Raw genomic sequence first — 17,030 nt, forward strand, 5'->3', positions numbered from 1 at the left:
GGTTAAGATAATCTCCTTTCCAAAGATCCTCTCGGTCACGAAGAAAGAGGACAGAATCACTGAACAGTTACAGGAGGACATTTTCACTGAACTACCACAGTCAGCAGCCCTCATTTGACCCCCTCACCGGCGACGCCGACGCCTCCGAGGCGTTCCGGAGTGCGTGGCTCCGATTTCTGACTCTGGTGAAGGAATAGATTTCGTCGGCTGCCTACAGCTTGAACCGGCTCATCCGCTGCATCAGTTCGGAGCCGAGCGCGGACAGAGTTCCCGCCTCCGTATTCAACTGCTGGAAGGCCGCGGCGCTCTCCTGGACCAGTTTGGAAATGGATGTGAGCGCGCCGGCTACCTCGTCGCTGGCCTTGGCCTGCTGATCCGTCGCAACGCGGATCTCCGCTGACAGTTTCGACGCCTGGGCCGTGCCGGACAGAATCTCATCGAGCGCCTTCCCCGCCTGCACCGTGAGCGTGGCCGTTTCATTGGTCACCTTCGATGTCCGCTCGACCGCCGCCAACGTCTTGTTCGCCCCCTCTCCGATGTTCTCGATGATGGACGTGATGTTTCCCGCCTCGGAGGCCGCCTTCTCGGCCAGCTTGCGCACTTCGTCCGCCACCACCGCAAAACCGCTGCCGGCCTCTCCCGCTCTCGCCGCCTCAATGGCCGCGTTGAGCGCCAGCATGTTGGTCTGAGCAGCGATCCCTTCAATCGTCTTCACGATCTCTCCCACGCGCCGGCAGTTCTGGTTGAGCTGCGTCATGTCCTGCACGGCATCACGCACGGCCATCTCGGTCGCCTCCAGTCCGCGCAGGCCTTCCGTCATGACATCCTTGCTCCGGCGCGCCAGTTCCGTGATCTCCTTCATTCGCGTGTCGGCGTGGCCGGAATTCGTGGCGACCTCCTGAACCGCCGTCGCCAATTGCGTCACGGCCGCCGCCACGTCCTCGATCCGCGCCTGATGCTCCTGCACCGTGCCGATGGTTCGGCCCGACACCGCCTTGATCTCGGCAGCCGCCGATTCCGTCTTGCGCACCGTCTCGTCCACGTGGGCCAGCAGTCCGCGCAAGTTCGTCTGCATGGTCGTAAACAGTCGTCCGATGTCCCCCGGAAGCGCGCCGTCCGTCCGGCTGAAATCCCCCTTCGAAAGCGTCTCCGTCTGCCGCGCGAGTTCACCCAGCACCCCGAGCACTTGGTTGAAGGAGCGACGCATCGCCGCGATCTCATCGCGCAGCTTGACCTCCAGCGGCTCCTGGTTGAGCTTCCCCCCCGCGAGGTCGTCCAGCACGCGCGTGACCTTCTGGACGGGTTGACTGATCGTCACCGTAAACACCAGCGCCAGGACCATACTCAACATCACCGCCCCCAGAGCCGCGCCTGATCCGACGAAGGCCGCAAATCGTTTCCGAAGGGTCGCCAGGTGCTTGAGTGAAAAACTCATGCTGACCGCCCCCATGACCTCGCCCTTCTTGACATCGTGACACTCCCCGCAAGACCCCCGGGCCACGATCGGCACCACGTAATCGAACATGTTTCCCCGCCCGTTCTTGACGACCATCGTTTGAGGGGCGCCCGAAGAGAGGGCCTCCCGCTCGATGTCATTCTTCGGCTGCTTCTCCGGACCGTGCGGAACGTCCTCATCCTCGTTCAGGACCTCCGCGTGGATGATCCGCAGCTCCGCAATCGTCGTGGATTCCAGTAGATGTTTGACGATCGATCCCGCACGCTCTCCTTCGTCGGCTTCCATAAGCTGGATGAGACCCTCCGTCACTGCCGTGCCCGTCATTTTCGCGGCGTTCAGCTCCTGCTCCAGCGAGAACTTTCCCTGCACCCACAGGGCGATGACGAGAATCGCCGCCATGACCAGCGCGAAATTGCCGACCAAGGTGACGATGACTCGTTGATTAAGCGACTTGAAGTTGAAAAGGCCGTCCACCCGGCGGACCCAACCGAGCACCATTTCCTTCATGCCTTCACCTCGCCGCCGGACGCCGTTCCTGGCCCGGTTTCAAGAGCTGGAAAAACGCCCCCTGTTCGCTCCGGACCAACTGGTAGAACTCGCAACCCATGCAACTCACCTCTTTCTCGGCAAAACTTCCCTGAACCTTCCCACCGCAAAATGTCCCCGCCACCGCCCAGCAAATCCGGCCGGCAAACTTTCCCCCATTGATGCCTCCACCGGATACGTCGCCGGACGCCGGACACACCCCCATCTCGGGAACCTTCAATCCTCCGGGCTCGCGCCCGCATTTCTTGAACTCCCAGCAGTTCGTCTTGGCCATTTCAGCCTCCTCTCGATTCGATGCGGAAGTCCTACGTTTCCGATGGAACCCTCGAAAACGGCTCTCGGTTCACCCCTTCATCGGCCATGCCCGTTGGGCCTATCGATAGCAGTTGCCACGGCGTCCTGAAATGACCCAAGTCATGAACGATTAGCTGATGTGGATCACCATTCAAACATGTCAGACCGATTCTTTGTTGATCGCACTCATGTTCTAAGGCGGATGTCGGTCTGTACCATGGGACTATGGAACAGATCACCGCGAATCCTCCGGCCACTTCCGTAGCTCCCCTTCCCGAGGCGGGAGCCGGCCGGTTCACCCGCGCCGAGCAGCGCATCCGAAAAGGCCTCTGGATCTATCTCGTTATTCGGTGGGTGATCGCCGGCACCCTCTCACTCATTCCCATCATCATCGTCCCCTTCGGCCTCTCCATGGGCAACGGCTTCCTGGTGGCCGCCTTCGCGTGCATTACGCTGAGCAATGTCCTCGTGCACTGGCAGTTCCGCCGGCTGATTCAGACGCCCAAACTCCTGCTCCTGTCCTTCATCTTCGATTCGGTCCTCGCGGAAATCGTGATCCACGTGGGAGGCGGCGACGCCTATGGCCTCCGTTACTTCGGTCTGATCGTAGTTCTCTTCGCAACCACATTGCTCCCCCCCCGCTTCTCGCTGGTCTCGGTCGGCTCGTTCCTACTGAGTCACGTCGCTCTCGAAACCTTGGAGTTCCTCGGTGGGTTGCCTCCCGGCCAAGGCATGAATGCGTCCGCCTTCACCCCCCTTGAGCGCCTGTTCTACGGAATCGTGCCCGACGCGTTTATCGTATGGGCGGTCTGGTGGGGCGTGGCGATGGTCACGGATCAGCTCACAAGGGAAATTCGATCCGGAGAAGAACGCGCGGACGAACTGGATGTGCTCGTCCGCTCCGCCACCGAGCGCATCGAACAGACCCAAAAGGCGCTGATACAGTCCGAGAAACTCTCGGCACTCGGACAGGTCATCTCCGGCGTGACGCACGAGCTCAACAACCCGCTCACCGGCGTCATCGGGTACGCTCAACTCCTGAAGGAGTCCGCATCGAGTCCCGATCAGCGGGCGATTCTGGACAAGCTCCTGCGCGAAGCCGAACGCTCGAAAAGGATCGTGAACAATCTTCTGGTCCACACCCGGCACTATCAGTCCGAGAAAGTCCCGATCGACCTGAATGCATTCGTGCGCGAGGTGCGGGAACTTCGCGAATACCAAGCGGGACTCCAGAACATTCGCTTCGAATGCGAATTGGATCCAAATCTTCCCAAGACGATGGGAGAGCCGGACCACCTCCGCCAAGCCCTCATCAACATCGTGCTCAATGCAGAACAGGCGTTGCAAGATAGACTGGAATCCGGCCGGAAAATTCGAATTTCCTCGCAGGTTGAACCGCCATCTTTGCCCGGAGCGAACGGGTTCGCACATGGACGAATCCGGATTGCCATCTGGAACAACGGCCCGGCGATCCCGCCCAATGTTTTGTCTCGTCTGTTCGAACCGTTCTTCACCACGAAACCCCCGGGCAAGGGGACGGGGCTCGGCCTCTACCTGGTGCACAATATTCTTGTCGATCACGGAGGATCCATTCGCGTTGAGAGTGATCCATCGCGGGGCACGACCTTCACTCTGGATCTACCTGTTATCCCGTCGCCGGCACCCGTTGCGGCTACGATACCGGTCCCCCCTCATGTCGAGACTCCGGCCCCAAAGCCGCCCAAGCTTGTCCTAGTGGTGGATGATGAGGACTTCATCCTTGACCTCCTGTCCCAGGCGCTGAAGTCGGACGGGCACCGCGTCCTTACCGCCCGAGATGGAGTCGAGGCGCTCGATGTGCTGAAGACCGCCGAGCCAGGCGTCATCTTGATGGACTTCCGAATGCCGCGTATGGACGGTGAGTCACTAGTGGGCGAAATCGAACGCTGTTATCCGGCCCTGATGAACCGTATGGTCATCATGTCCGGGAGCAGCGGACTCGGAGGGCTCGATCGCCTCCTCCGAGAGAAACCCCATCTGCGGCACATCCAGAAACCGTTCGACCTGAGGGCGGTGAAGGCATTGATCGGCTCGATGTAACCTATTGTCACCACGCTTATTGTTTGACTTGGGTCATACATGATTGATTGACTCGGGTGCACACTGCTCCTGAATGGCCACGAGGAGGCGTTTCACAGGAGCTGGAAAGGCCGCACCGGACGGGGATTCAACGCCGAAGTTATGCGACCTGTGCAAGGTGCGCACCCCATGTATCATCGGAAAACTTTCTGCGCTCCCGGATGCCCAGAAGAACTACTCGTTGCCCGGAGTGCCTCAGACCTTCCGCAAGCGGCAGATCATCTTTCAGACCGGCTCCAAGCCGTACGGCCTCTACGTCGTTTGTTCCGGCCGGGTGAAGGTGTACAAGAACACTCCGTCGGGTCGGCTCCTCACCACGCGTATCGCATCGACGGGCGAACTTCTCGGTTATCGAGCCTTCTTCGCCGATGAGACCTACGCGGCCAACGCCGAGACTCTGGAGGATACCAGCCTGCGTTTTCTGGACAGGGAAGTCGTTCGTAAGCTGATCCTGACGCAACCCCCGCTGGTTGAAGAAATCCTCCGCAAGGTCTGCCTGGAACTTCGCTATTCCGAGGACACGCAAGTAGAGCTCCTATACAAGCCGGCGCATGATCGGCTCCGTGGACTCCTGGTCCATCTGGGAAAAATCTATTCGTCCGACCTGGATCAGAAGGAAGTGGTCATTCCGCTCACCCGGGATGAAATCGCCGATCTGGCCGGTCTCACCTCGGAAACCACCATCCGACTTCTCCGAGAATTCCAACAGCAGGCCATTGTCGGTACCTCCGGCTACGGCCGACTTACCGTCCACCTCCAAGCCCTCCGCCAGGAAGCCGCGTAGCACCCCGCCCCGAATCGATATCCAACCGCATCCGCCTCGTTACCTCCACTCTCGACCCCTGGTAGGCGCACCCTTTACGGGTGCGTCCTCGGCAAAGCGCAACCTGAAGCTGACGGCTACCGCAACGATTGGGCACGGGTTCGTCTTTTTCCCTGATCTGGATCATAGTAGACATCCATGCGCCGCATCAGACTCCGGGGAAAAGGAGAGAGCCATGAAACGCAGAATTGTGAGCACAATGTTGACTGTCACGGTCGTATTATTGGGAGGGATTGCGACTGCGCGAGGCGATGCAAAGGTATCTCTCCAATATCGGCCGCGGATCGAGAACAAGGGGGCCGGGTACCGAACGCCGAAGACCGAAGGATCTTCCGGCTATCTCGAAGCCTCGCATCGGGCCCGTCTCGGAATCAAGGCCACCCACCCGGATGTTCCAAATGTCAGCGGCGCCGCCGAGATCCAGGACGTACGATTTTTCGGCGAGGAATCGGACACGCTCGCCGATTACACCGCCGACACCTTCGATCTCCATCAGGGATTCGTGGATGCGTTCGATGAAATCCGCCACATCGGGATCCGCGTCGGACGGCAGGAACTCAACTATGATGAGCACCGGCTGTTGGGTAACGTCGACTGGACGCAGCAAGGCCGATCCCACGACGCAGCGGTCCTTCGCTGGGAATCCGGTGCGTACGCCGCCCATCTCGGAGGTGCGAAACACCTGAGCGCCGCTCGACTCCAAGGGGGAACGTACAAGAAAGCCTATCCCTCTTACACGAACTACAACGAACTCCTCTTCCTGTGGGCGAAAGCGCCCGCCGGACCTGTCTCTGCGAGCTACTACGCGGTGTTTGACACGCCGCCGAAAATCTCGACTCGATTCACCACAGGTCCGCGCCTCGAATCCTCGGCGGGCGGTATCCAGTCGCGCGCCGAAGCCTACTACCAAATCACGAAACAGCGCGACATGGACCGGGCAAGCGGCTACCTGGTCGGCCTGTCCGCGGGGAAGTCCTTTTCGGCCGGTCCCACCGGTTACTCCACCACGGCGGCTTACGACTTCAGCTCGCCCGATTTCGGCAGCCTATACCCCACCGCCCACAAATGGTTCGGCACGATGGATCTGTTCCTCGCATTCCCCGCCGACACCAACAGCAAAGGCTTGCACGATCCCGCGCTGAAACTGTCGGCGACGGGCACCGACTGGAAATTGCTCCTCGACCTGCACTATTTCATGCTGGCTGAAGATGTGAACGGCGAAAAGAATCTCGGCCCGGAAGTGGACATCACACTGCCGGTGAAGTTCAACAACGTCCTGACGCTCACGGCCGGCGTGAGTGCCTTCTTCCCCGGTCCTGGCATGGAAAACCTGAAAGGAACGACACCGGAGGGTGGGACCTTCACACCGGCAAGTCTCGAAACCGGGTACTGGTCGTTCCTTATGTTGGACGCGAAGTTCTGAAAGCGCCGTGGTTCGACTCGCTCACCACGAGCGGTTTTCCAGGTTGCATCAGGGTCTGAACCGCTCAACCTGAGCTTGTCGAAGGGGGAGCGAGGGGAAAGGAATTCCGCGGGAATTCGGGCGAGTCTTCGTGTAGACTCCGCGCCATGCACTGGCTCTACGAGGCCTCCGTGTGGCTCCACATCGTCGCGGCAGCCGTGTGGCTCGGCGGGATGGTCTTCGTCGGCGCCGTAGTGGTTCCCGTCTCTCGCAAGCCCGACTTCCAGAAATCGGCCGCGTCCCTCGTGCACCACACCGGGATCCAGTTCCGGCCGGTCGGATGGATCTGCCTCGGCCTCATCGCCTTCACAGGCCTTTTCAATCTGTGGTACCGAGGCGTTCGCGCGGAGGACCTTGTGAGCCTCAACTTCTGGCGCATGCCGTTCTCACAGGCACTCGCTTACAAGCTCATTTTGTTCTATGTCATCCTCGTGATCAGCGCGGTGCATGACTTCTATCTCGGCCCGAAAGCCACCGCGTCCTGGATGGCAGACCCCAATTCCCCGAAAACGGCAAAGTATAGGAATCTGGCTTCCAAGCTCGGCCAAATCGGACTCCTGATCTCGCTCGCCATCGTGGCCTTCGCCGTGATGATGGTCCGCGGACTGCCGTGGTGATGGGGAGCAGGAAAGGTAGGCGCAGCCTTCAGGCTGCGTCCGGTTCGCGGGCTGAAGCCCCATGCCACGGAGGGTATGGGACCATGATATGTCGCCGCACCACGGATGGTGCGGCATGGAACATGGCCCGCGGCTACCGCCGCATGGGTCCAAGCGCCAAGAATCTCGTCTTCGCCAACGCCCTCCTGATTTTCTTCCTCGCCTGCACGAGCAAGAAAAAAGAATGCCCTCTCCCCGAACCGGCGCCCATCGCCACCGCCCCCGTCGGCGATCTCGGCGACGGCACGTACAAACTTTACACGGGTCGCCGGATCACTCCGATCGGCCGACACCTGGAAGTCGGGACATTCCCCCAAAACCTTGCGCTTTCCCCATCAGGAAAACTCCTCGCCATCAGCCACAGCGGCGAAAGCGACGAGAAAAATGAGGAGAAGGAGAAGCAGACGGTCTGGATCGTTGACGCGGCCACCATGACCACCCTGAAGATTATTCAAGCCGATGCCTTCTTCTACGGCCTCGCGTTCAGTCCCGATTCGAAGCTGCTCTACGCTTCCGGTGGTGGAGGCAACACGGTTCACGTGTACGACGTGACCTCGCCGACCTACCGCGAGGTCAATCCCTTGAAGGTGGAGGACTATCCCAGCGGCGTGGCCGCAACTCCCGACGGGAAACTCCTCCTCGTGGCCCGGCTTCACGAACACACACTGTCCGTCTTCAAGACCGGCACCTACGAGAAGCTCGCGGACCTGCCGACACAGGCGTATCCCTACGGAGTAGCCGTAACGCCGGACAGCACGAAGGCGTTCGTCTCCAACTGGGGTGACTCCTCGATCTCGGCGTTCGACCTGACCTCGCTGAAACCCCTCGGGCGCATCGAGGTTGGAAAGAATCCCGAAGGGCTCGCCGTTTCCCCGGATGGGAAGAGCCTCGTCTCCTCCAACGCCGACGCGGATTCCCTCAGTTTCATCGATACCGCCACGCTCGAAGTCACCCGCACTCTCTCCCTGAGGGCCCGTGCCGAGGACGCCCCCGGCGTCATGCCCGTGGATCTCACGTTTTCACCCGATGGCAGTCGGCTGCTCGTCGCGTGCAGCGGAGACAACATGATCGCCGTCGTCGATGTCGCCGATGGGAAAATCATCGGCAAGATCCCTTCCGGCGCCTATCCCACTTCGGTACGAACCGATGGAAAATCGCTCTACATTCTCAACGGCAAGGCGTTCGGAGCGCGACCCAATCTCAAGAACGAATTCATCACCTCCATCGTGTGGGGACATCTATCCAGCGTGGACATGCCGTCGGAAGCGGATCTCCCCTCGCTCACGGCCAAGGTGGACGAGAACAACGAAGATCGGCTGAAGCACTTCTTCGGGCTCGGTCCGGAATGCCAGGCGACTAACGGCCCGGTGCCCATCCGCCATGGTGATAAGTCCGCACAAATCAAACACGTGGTCTACGTAGTCCGCGAAAACAAGACGTATGACTCTCTGCTCGGGGATCTGGGCGGCGAGGCGCGGGGAGAGCCCAGCTTCGCCTTGTTCGGTGAAAAGATCACGCCGAACCTCCACTCGCTGGCCCGCCGCTACGCCAACCTCGACAATTGCTACTACGAGTCCGAGCAGTCCCTCCAAGGTCACATCTGGATCTCCGGGGGATGGACCAACGATTTCGCCGAACGAAACTGGACCGCCATGTGGGCGCAGAAAGGCGTGGGGCAGTTCTTCCTGCCCAACACCGAACCGGCGGCGCGCGGCGGCGAGCCGCTGTTCTATGACAATCTCATCAAGCACGACGTCTCGTTCCGGGTTTACGGAGACCCCACGGGGATTCTCACGGGACTGTTCGACACCTTCAGGAACAACATCGATTTCAAGTACCCCACGTGGTCCATCCAGATCCGTGATCAGGACAAGATCAAGGAGTTTTTCCGCGAATTGGATCTCGGCATCTTCCCTTCATTCGTATCGATCTGGCTTCCGAACGATCATACGCGCGGCACTTCTGCGGGGGCCCCAACGCCCGAGACGATGATTTCGGACAACGACTACGCCACCGGCCTCCTCATCGAGAAGCTGAGCAAGAGCCCCTACTGGAAAGAGACGGTCGTTTTCATCTTCGAAGACGATCCCCAGGGAGTGCCGGACCACATCGATGCCCACCGCGGCCCCTGTCTCGTCGTCGGTCCTCAGGTGAAGCGTGGCTACACATCCCACGTCCACTATTCGTTCCCTTCCTTCCACCGGACCGTGGAACTGATTCTTGGGATGCAGCCGCTCAGCCGATTCGATGCCCTTGCGGCGCCGATCCTCGACGTGTTCACCCAATCGCCTGAAAATTCAGAACCGTTCACTCCCGTCGCGCCGGACGTCCCCGTGAGGTACAACGCGCCCGACGCCTACGGCGCGGCGGAATCGGCGAAAATGGATTTCTCCACGGCGGACCAGGCACCCGGGCTTGGCCGTGTTCTGTGGCACCACATGAAAGGTCCGAAAGTTCCGTTCCCCTCCGCCTATGCGGATGAGGACGATGATTGATGGAGGTATCACCATGAAGAACGTCGTTGCCCTACTTGCGGTTGTTTTCTCCTTGGCCTCGTCGGGAAGTCCGGCGGGCGCATCGGAAGATTCCCCCTATCTCTATCACCCAGGAGAGACCCTCGGCCGCGGTGCCGCAGTCTTGGAAAGCGAAACCGCCATCGGGACCCGTGAGTCTCGTCCCTTCGGCGAAGAGGGTGTCGAGCAAGGCGTCCGGGTCCGATACGGCGCGTTGACTCCTCTCACTCTCGAAGCATGGGGCGCTACATTGTTCAACGGCTCAGGCCTCGATCATGCGGCGTGGGCCGTGGAATCCCGCCTCCGCCTGCTGGACCAAGGCCAGGCGCCAATGAGTCTCCAGCTCGGCGCCGGATGGCTTCAAGACTTTCAGGGGGTGTCCGTTCCACGGCTCCGGCTCACCGGAAGCCGATCCCTGGACGGACTGGACCTTCGCGCCACCTCGCTTGCGGAGATTCCCACGGGAGTCGCCGGGAGAGATGCCGTGGACCTCATCATCGGCGTGGCCGGTTCGACGGCAATGGCTTCCCACCTGCGGCTCGGGGCTGAAATCCTGGGAGAGGACTTGGAGGGCCTCTGGGACGAAGAGGAGGCCGAAGGAGGAGCCAAACTTCTCGCGGGACCGACCGTGGACTCAGCCCTTTCGCCACGGCTCGCCCTCAAGTTGAATGCCTCGGCCTACTATCCGGTGACCCGCAATACACCAACCCGCGTGCAACCGGGCATCGATGCCTCTTCCGGCCCCGGCTTTCTCGGCCGACTTGCCGTCAGCTATGCTTTCTGACGAGATGGCTTCGCAGTCGGCCCAAGGACCGACCCGCTCGCAATGACAACGCGGCTGTCATTGCGAAGGATATCCTCGCCGACAGGCGGGGATCCCGTGGCCATCTTCCCCCGTGGATCCCGCCCCTCTTTTGGCATCGTTTTCACCTGCCTGGTTGCAGTCGCGTTTCTCTCTTGCGAATCTACTGAATCTCCGAGGCCCTCGATCGACCGCGGCCTGCAATACCTCGCCGAAAACCTCCCCCAGTATGCGGACGAAGAATTCGGCGCGGTCATCGCGGAGAACCCTTCCGCCACCGAGGCCCGACTAGGGCTCGGTCTTTCCCGCGTTCAGGGTATCTTCCACCTCGTCGATTGGGTCCTATCCATCGCCGGCCAGAACGGAACGTACCCCAAGTCTGCTCCCCCGCTCCTGCTCTCTCCTGAACGGCCCGCCCCGGTTCAGGATGAAAATGTTTTCGTCCACGACCTCCTCGACAAGGTCCTCTCGGACATTCTCAAGCTTACGCAGGAAGCCAATGAGGGATTCGCGGCGGCATCCGGCTCCCCGACCTTCAAGCTCGTGATTCCAGCCGCCCCGCTCACAATCCGGGAGCGCACAGTGATGGATCTCGGTGGCACATGGACGTCCAACGACGCCCGACTCCTAAGCTCCCTCGGTCATTTCGTCGAGGCAACCCTCTACCTGCTCCTGTCCCAGGACACCCAATCCGACTACTTCGGAATATTTGCCCACGCCAAGCCGCTCCTGCTGAGCGGTGGCCTCGATCCGGGGGATCTCACCGGAGGAACGGGGACGGCGACCCTGATGAATGTCTTGGCCTTCGCCCTTACCCATCCGCAGTACCCCAACTTTTTCCGTCCGAGCACGCTCGACCTCGACGGCAACGGCAAAGCGGACGGTCAGGAGTTTCCCCAAAGAGCGCGGTCCCTCTACGCCTCGGCCTACAGCGACCTGTCCGCCGCTCTCGATGCCGTTCGCCAATCGCCCGGCGCCGAAAGCGCATGCCGTTTCAGAAGTTCATCTGGAAAATCGGGGAAGATCGAGTGCGGGAACGCCGAGAAACCCCTCTCCATCCCGATATCCAGTTCATTTGCCGCCTCGGTCGCGAGTCTGACAGGCCATCTCCAGAAACACGATCCCGCGGTCCTGTCCCTGAAGAACGATTTCGTATCCCCCTTGGCGGTTCTTGTTTCGGCGATCCTTCAATCCGGCCTCATCGACATACCGACGCTCTCCGCTCTAGGCTCCAATCCGGATCTCATCGAAGCCGCCATCCGGGGATTCGTTGCCATCGACATCGGGCTGGACTTCTACACGTTCTTCGACACGCCGTTCGCGCTGCGAGACGTCTTCCCCGCTGTGAGGACCGATCTTGAGGCGCGCGAGATGAATTTCTTATTTGAGTGGGAATGCGCCGGCGTCAATCAGCTCGCCGCCCCGTTGGGGAGCACCAGCGCGTATCCCAAGGGTGGACTCACTTGCCCGGAAGACGCCGCCTTGGTCGACTCCGCGCACTTCACCGATACCCTTTTCGCTTCCCTCGGAATTTCCTCCATCAACAAGGACGATACCGCCAGTCGATTTCCCTACATACCCTTCAAGGACTCCACGTTCAACGGCCTCCTCTACCTGGAGAAGGACGGCCAACTCCAGAAATCCACCCTCCAGTCCCTCAACGACCTCATCACCACCCTCGGCGGCCTCCTCTCCTCCGCGCTGTAGATCGCCTCAGCGGCTCTGGACTCAGTTTGAAAACGCGCTGGACCGGTAGCCGCAGGCTTCAGCCTGCGTCCGAGGACGCACCCATAAAGGGTGCGACTCCCAAGACATCCCTCCCCGCAACGATGGGGTTTTCAAACAGAGCCTAGGACAGCAATCCGTTCAGCCGGTCCTGAATGACCGCGTCAGCGCACTCAAGCCCGCTCTGCGCGGCGAGTTCCGTGCCGATGCCGCGACCGCCCGCGCCGTCGCCGCAGAAATAGAGTCCTCGGATCGGTGTCCGCACGGGTGGTCGGCGCTTCCCAACCTGACCCACTCTCTGACCTGTACTGATCGCCGGGCCGTACTGCTTGCCAATCCATCGCTCGATGAACCGAACGTCGAACGTCTGGACCCACTCGATGTGCGGCACGATCTCCGGCGCCATCGCCTTGATCGTCTCCACCATGTTGGCCGTCCATTCCTTCGGACCGTTCTCCAGTGTCACGTCCGTGGTCGGCGCCACCGCACACGCCGTAATGAGTTGCTTGCCTTTCGGTCCCAGCTGCGGGTCGAAGTTGGTCGGGATCGGAGCGTATATGGGCGTGGCCGCAGGCAACTGCCCTTTCTGCACCTGGCCGTACACACGTTTGAGATCGTCCACCTTCATCGTGCGAATCGTCATCTCGTCGCTCCATCCTCCAATCAGACACCCGGCCTTCAACACGGGACGGTCCAGGATGATCTTGGCCTGCACGGCGATGGAGCTCCCTCGAATCTCCTTTACACGACGAACGTACTCACGTGGAAAATGTTTCTCTCCCGCCAGGCCGAGAACGCTCGTCCGCAGGCTTGAAGTGCTGATCACGATGGGCGCGCAGAAGTCCCGACCGTCCCGTGCGACGACTCCCGTGACCCGGCCGTGAGAATTCAGCCTGATCCTCTCAACCCCGCAGTGAGTCACGACTTCAGCCCCGTGTCCCCTCGCCGCTTCCAGGAGCGCGCGGGGAACCGCCACCGATCCGCCGATCGGATAGCTGAGGCGGTTGTCCCACACCATCCGCTGAAAGCACCAGATCCCTTCTCCCGCGCTGACCTCTTCCAGCGGGAGCACAAAATAGAGCCCCAATAGGAAACCGAAGGCGGCGACGAGGCGCGGATCGCGCGTGTAGCGCAGGACGAAATCCATCATCGGTACATCGTCCAAAGCCTCGATCTCGTGCGGCCGCAGCCGCATCACGGCGGTGAAGAAGCGAACGATCGGCGGCACTTCCCACGGTTTCAGCCTCACCTGATACGCCGCGCGGAGGAGCGCCGCGGGCCAGCGGTGGGGGTCCCTGGGAAACGTGAGATCCAGCCCCGGCCCACGGGCCAGGACCATTTCCCGCGTTTGGACGAACCGAACCCTCTTCTTCACACCGGCGCGGCGCTGAGCCTCGCCCAACGGACCCCGATGGCCGCGGGAAAAGAGATGGGTACCGATATCGATGTGAAACCCCCGCTTCTCATAGTAGCTGCAACTGCCGCCGATCCGCGGATTTTTCTCAAGGATCAATACACGGAGGCCGGCCGCCGCGAGCGCCGATCCGACGGCGCAACCGCCGAGGCCCGTCCCAATGACGATGGCATCGTACTTCGAAGGGCTGTTTCTCATCGAGGCCCGAGATCCTTGAGGATCATTTCCGCCACGTTGAATCCGGAATCCACCGCCTGCGTCGTCCCAATCCCGCGGCCACCCGCATCGCACCCTACAAAATAAAGCCCCTTGAGCGGCGATCGCGGATTCGGCTTGGAGCGCCCGCACTGCCCGATGATCTGCCCCAGCCCGATGCACTCGCCCCCCTGACCGGCGAGGACCGCATCGCGCGTCGTGGCCGAAACCTGAGCTGCGCCAAAACTCTGACTGCGGATGACATGCTTTCTCAGATGCGGCCACAAACGGTCCGCCATCTCCTCCGCCTTGGCGATGGCCACCCGGCTCATCGGTGATCGGGGATCCGGGGACGATAGAACTCCAATCAAGGCCACTTGACGTATTCGCCCTGACACAAGCGACGGATCGTAAAGCGAAGGGACCGTTACGAACAGAAGCGGATTCCTCGGCCAGTTTCCCCGTTCCGCTTCCGCAAACCGATTCGTATCCCACCCACTCTCGGGCGAGAACACCACCGTCATGGGAACTTTGAATACCGGCGTGTCAAGATCATACCGGATCCCCACAAACGCCCATGAAGGAGCAAGCTCCTTGATCCGCTCAACGTAATCCTCCAGGAAGGCCGGCTCGCCGGCAAGCCGGAGCACGGTGGGCTGGATGCCCGCGTTGGATACCACCACGGGCGCGTGGAACTCACCGCCGCTGGTGGACACCCCGTACGCCGCGCCATCCCGCCTCAGGATGCGCTCGACCCGCGTCCCCCCCAACCACTGCCCTTCCCGGGCCTGGATAAACCGCGCCGCCTCTTCCGCAATCACTCCGTATCCTCCGCGGTGATAACGGCCCGCCCCGCCCTTTGAAATCTCACGCAGCGTCCGAATCGCCTCCGAGGCCGGCAGCCGATCCACCGGAACCACGAAAAACAAGTTCATCAGGCTCGCCATCCAGTCGAAGATCGGTTGCGGAAGGCGGAAGCGTTTCATCCAATCCAGCATCGGAACTCCATCGAAACGATCCAACATGATCGGCGGCATCGCGCTCGAAACGGCGTTCATGGCCATTATTCCGCCGAGTTGCCACGCGCGAACCCCCAGCCTCGAAGCCATCCGGATCATCTCCAAAGGGTTGCGGATGGGCCGGGCGGGAACGACCAAACTCCGCCGTTTCCCGTCAGGCGCCAAATACACAAACTCCGCCGCCGGATCGGGGGCGAGGAGAACGGACGGGTCCAAGCCGATCAAGCTCAGGAGATCATGAAAACGCGAATGGAGAGAGGGTCCGCCCGCAATCGGCCAAAGCTCGTGGACAACACCTCCGCGAACAACCCGCATGGCTTTTCCACCCGGCCTGGAGTTCTTCTCGATCACGAGGACACGCCTTCCCCGGCTTGCCAGAACAGCCCCCACCGTCACACCGCCATAGCCCGCGCCGATGACAATGGCATCGAAACGATGCGGTCCGGAGCCAGGCTCAAGCCGCAAGCGAGCGGTCATCAGTTCAGAAAAGCTTGCCTCTTGTTGTCGCGCGATCTGAGCAGCGAGGCCACCGGATCGACGGGGAGAAGTCGGCCCATTCGGTTGATCATCCGTGCCACACCCTGCAATTCGCGTTGATCGAGGTCCACTGAAAGCTTCTCCGGTCTCCCGATCTCCTTCAGGACGGCCTCCGCCGCCAGCCAGCCCGTTCGGCACGCGTTTTCCATGCACGAAGGCAGTCCCGTCTGGATCCAGTCGCCCGCGAGGAAGAGATTTCGTACCGGCGAGACGGTTCCCGGCCGCCGCTGCTCCATGCCGGGGTACGGGCAGTGGATGGCCATCGGAATGTGGTTGACCACCGAATGGAGAACCTTCGCCTGGGCCGCCTCGGGGAGATACTCGGCCAGCTCGCTCACCGCCTCCGCCACGATCTCCTCATCCGACATGTGCATCGCGCGGTCGCAATAAATACAGTTCGTCATGATCACGGAATTACGCTCCTCCCAGCCTCGGTTGATGTTGGACATGTCGTAGAAATCGCAGTTGAGATCGTTCGGGTTGAAGGCGCGCGCCCAGAACTTTCTCTTCGTCAGCTTCCGGTCGAACCAGATGTACGTGCTGTAGTACGGGGAAGCGTGGAAATGGACCAGCTCATGGAAGGTCCTGCGCGAACGAATCCACTCGCGAGGCGAGACCTGCCGAAGAGCCATCGGGGTAAGGGCTGAAATGATGTACTGGGCCCGAATCTGCCGCCCATCCTCGAGAAGCGCGCCCGTGGCCGAGGAGGCCGTTCCCGTGAAAGCCTTCACTTCGGCTCCCTTGAGAACCCGGATGCCCGACTTTTTCATGAGCGACTCCGACTGCGGGACATAGAGATCGCTCAGCCCGGTGTCGGCGAATCCGATGTCGAGGTCCGCTACACCGATCAGCCCGCAGTAGAAGCGGAGGAGAGCGCCCGCGGAGCAGAGATCGATCGGAACGTTCATGATCGCCATGCACGCGAAGGACCAGAACCGTTGGATGGCGTACTCCGAAACGCCGAAGCTGCGGAGAAAGGCAGAGGCGTTGATATTGTCGAGCTTCCGCACGTCGTCCTCCTGGAGATGGAGAGCGTAGAGCGAAACGGGAACCATCGTCATCACGTCGGACATCGGCATCGACTTGTCCGCGAGGAGACTCCATGTGAAATGGAATGGCGCGGGGAGGCGTCGGTCGGCGACCATGCTGATCTCCTTCCGACCATCCACCATCGTGATGAAATGCCCCGGCTCCTGCCAGACCACGCGGTCACGCGTTCCGCACAGATCCATCATCCGAAACATGTTGGGATACTTGTTCATGAAGATGTGCGGGCCGATGTGGACAGGGTCGCCCGTCTTCTTGTCGTTCCAACTGCGAGCGCGACCCCCGAGATGCGGCTCCTTCTCGACGAGGGTGATCTTGAGACCCGAATTCTTGAGCCCAAGAGCTGCCGTGATCCCGGCAAGCCCGCCGCCGACGATGAGGACATCCGTGCCTGTCGGCCGGCTGTTTTCCTTCGCCATGTTT

Annotated in this window: 12 protein-coding genes; 7 read left to right on the forward strand and 5 right to left on the reverse strand. The window is 61.0% G+C overall.

Features of this window, described 5'->3' with window-relative positions:
• Window positions 1-211: 211 nt before the first annotated feature.
• Together HYT87_13690 and HYT87_13695 are read right to left on the reverse strand one after the other, a co-directional pair.
• The gene (locus HYT87_13690; protein ID MBI2060815.1) at window positions 212-1,963 is read right to left on the reverse strand and encodes a HAMP domain-containing protein; all 1,752 of its coding nucleotides are present in this window, start codon (window positions 1,961-1,963) and stop codon (window positions 212-214) included.
• A 4-nt stretch (window positions 1,964-1,967) separates the two neighbouring features.
• Entirely contained in the window at window positions 1,968-2,276 is a 309-nt protein-coding gene (locus HYT87_13695; protein ID MBI2060816.1) for a hypothetical protein, read from the reverse strand.
• A gap of 245 nt (window positions 2,277-2,521) precedes the next feature.
• Here HYT87_13695 and HYT87_13700 point away from each other — a divergent pair, with 245 nt between their 5' ends.
• From HYT87_13700 to HYT87_13730, 7 genes are all read left to right on the forward strand, one after another.
• Entirely contained in the window at window positions 2,522-4,375 is a 1,854-nt protein-coding gene (locus tag HYT87_13700) for a response regulator (protein ID MBI2060817.1), read from the forward strand.
• A gap of 157 nt (window positions 4,376-4,532) precedes the next feature.
• Complete coding sequence (locus HYT87_13705; protein ID MBI2060818.1) at window positions 4,533-5,198, forward strand: Crp/Fnr family transcriptional regulator; 666 nt, start codon at window positions 4,533-4,535, stop codon at window positions 5,196-5,198.
• A 214-nt stretch (window positions 5,199-5,412) separates the two neighbouring features.
• A complete protein-coding gene (locus HYT87_13710) occupies window positions 5,413-6,660 on the forward strand; it encodes an alginate export family protein (protein MBI2060819.1) in 1,248 nt (415 codons plus the stop codon).
• A 146-nt stretch (window positions 6,661-6,806) separates the two neighbouring features.
• On the forward strand, window positions 6,807-7,316 hold the full coding sequence (locus tag HYT87_13715) for a DUF4149 domain-containing protein (protein MBI2060820.1): 510 nt from the start codon (window positions 6,807-6,809) through the stop codon (window positions 7,314-7,316).
• Window positions 7,317-7,399: 83 nt separating this feature from the next.
• Complete coding sequence (locus HYT87_13720; GenBank protein MBI2060821.1) at window positions 7,400-9,850, forward strand: bifunctional YncE family protein/alkaline phosphatase family protein; 2,451 nt, start codon at window positions 7,400-7,402, stop codon at window positions 9,848-9,850.
• 13 nt (window positions 9,851-9,863) lie between these two features.
• On the forward strand, window positions 9,864-10,652 hold the full coding sequence (locus HYT87_13725; protein ID MBI2060822.1) for a hypothetical protein: 789 nt from the start codon (window positions 9,864-9,866) through the stop codon (window positions 10,650-10,652).
• A gap of 96 nt (window positions 10,653-10,748) precedes the next feature.
• Window positions 10,749-12,377, forward strand: a complete 1,629-nt coding sequence (locus HYT87_13730) for a hypothetical protein (protein ID MBI2060823.1) — start codon at window positions 10,749-10,751, stop codon at window positions 12,375-12,377.
• A 142-nt stretch (window positions 12,378-12,519) separates the two neighbouring features.
• Here the strand turns inward: HYT87_13730 and HYT87_13735 are convergent, their stop codons facing one another.
• Genes HYT87_13735 through HYT87_13745 form a run of 3 tightly spaced genes read right to left on the reverse strand, consistent with a single transcriptional unit; the run spans window position 12,520 to window position 17,026 of the window.
• Window positions 12,520-14,007 (reverse strand): NAD(P)/FAD-dependent oxidoreductase, encoded by a 1,488-nt coding sequence (locus tag HYT87_13735; protein MBI2060824.1) that lies wholly within the window; start codon window positions 14,005-14,007, stop codon window positions 12,520-12,522.
• On the reverse strand, window positions 14,004-15,500 hold the full coding sequence (locus tag HYT87_13740) for an NAD(P)/FAD-dependent oxidoreductase (GenBank protein MBI2060825.1): 1,497 nt from the start codon (window positions 15,498-15,500) through the stop codon (window positions 14,004-14,006). Before HYT87_13740 ends, HYT87_13735 begins: the two co-directional genes overlap by 4 nt.
• A complete protein-coding gene (locus HYT87_13745) occupies window positions 15,500-17,026 on the reverse strand; it encodes an FAD-dependent oxidoreductase (GenBank protein MBI2060826.1) in 1,527 nt (508 codons plus the stop codon). Before HYT87_13745 ends, HYT87_13740 begins: the two co-directional genes overlap by 1 nt.
• Window positions 17,027-17,030: the final 4 nt, after the last annotated feature.

It is taken from the genome of Nitrospirota bacterium (genome assembly GCA_016180645.1).
In the GTDB taxonomy this organism is placed as follows: Bacteria; JACPQY01; JACPQY01; order JACPQY01; family JACPQY01; genus JACPAV01.

Excerpts from the sequence above, each read along its gene's own strand:
- HYT87_13690 (MBI2060815.1), bottom strand. The coding sequence starts at position 1,963 with ATGAAGGAAATGGTGCTCGGTTGGGTCCGCCGGGTGGACGGCCTTTTC.
- HYT87_13695 (MBI2060816.1), bottom strand. The coding sequence starts at position 2,276 with ATGGCCAAGACGAACTGCTGGGAGTTCAAGAAATGCGGGCGCGAGCCC.
- HYT87_13700 (MBI2060817.1), top strand. The coding sequence starts at position 2,522 with ATGGAACAGATCACCGCGAATCCTCCGGCCACTTCCGTAGCTCCCCTT.
- HYT87_13710 (MBI2060819.1), top strand. The coding sequence starts at position 5,413 with ATGAAACGCAGAATTGTGAGCACAATGTTGACTGTCACGGTCGTATTA.
- HYT87_13715 (MBI2060820.1), top strand. The coding sequence starts at position 6,807 with ATGCACTGGCTCTACGAGGCCTCCGTGTGGCTCCACATCGTCGCGGCA.
- HYT87_13720 (MBI2060821.1), top strand. The coding sequence starts at position 7,400 with ATGATATGTCGCCGCACCACGGATGGTGCGGCATGGAACATGGCCCGC.
- HYT87_13725 (MBI2060822.1), top strand. The coding sequence starts at position 9,864 with ATGAAGAACGTCGTTGCCCTACTTGCGGTTGTTTTCTCCTTGGCCTCG.
- HYT87_13735 (MBI2060824.1), bottom strand. The coding sequence starts at position 14,007 with ATGAGAAACAGCCCTTCGAAGTACGATGCCATCGTCATTGGGACGGGC.
- HYT87_13740 (MBI2060825.1), bottom strand. The coding sequence starts at position 15,500 with ATGACCGCTCGCTTGCGGCTTGAGCCTGGCTCCGGACCGCATCGTTTC.
- HYT87_13745 (MBI2060826.1), bottom strand. The coding sequence starts at position 17,026 with ATGGCGAAGGAAAACAGCCGGCCGACAGGCACGGATGTCCTCATCGTC.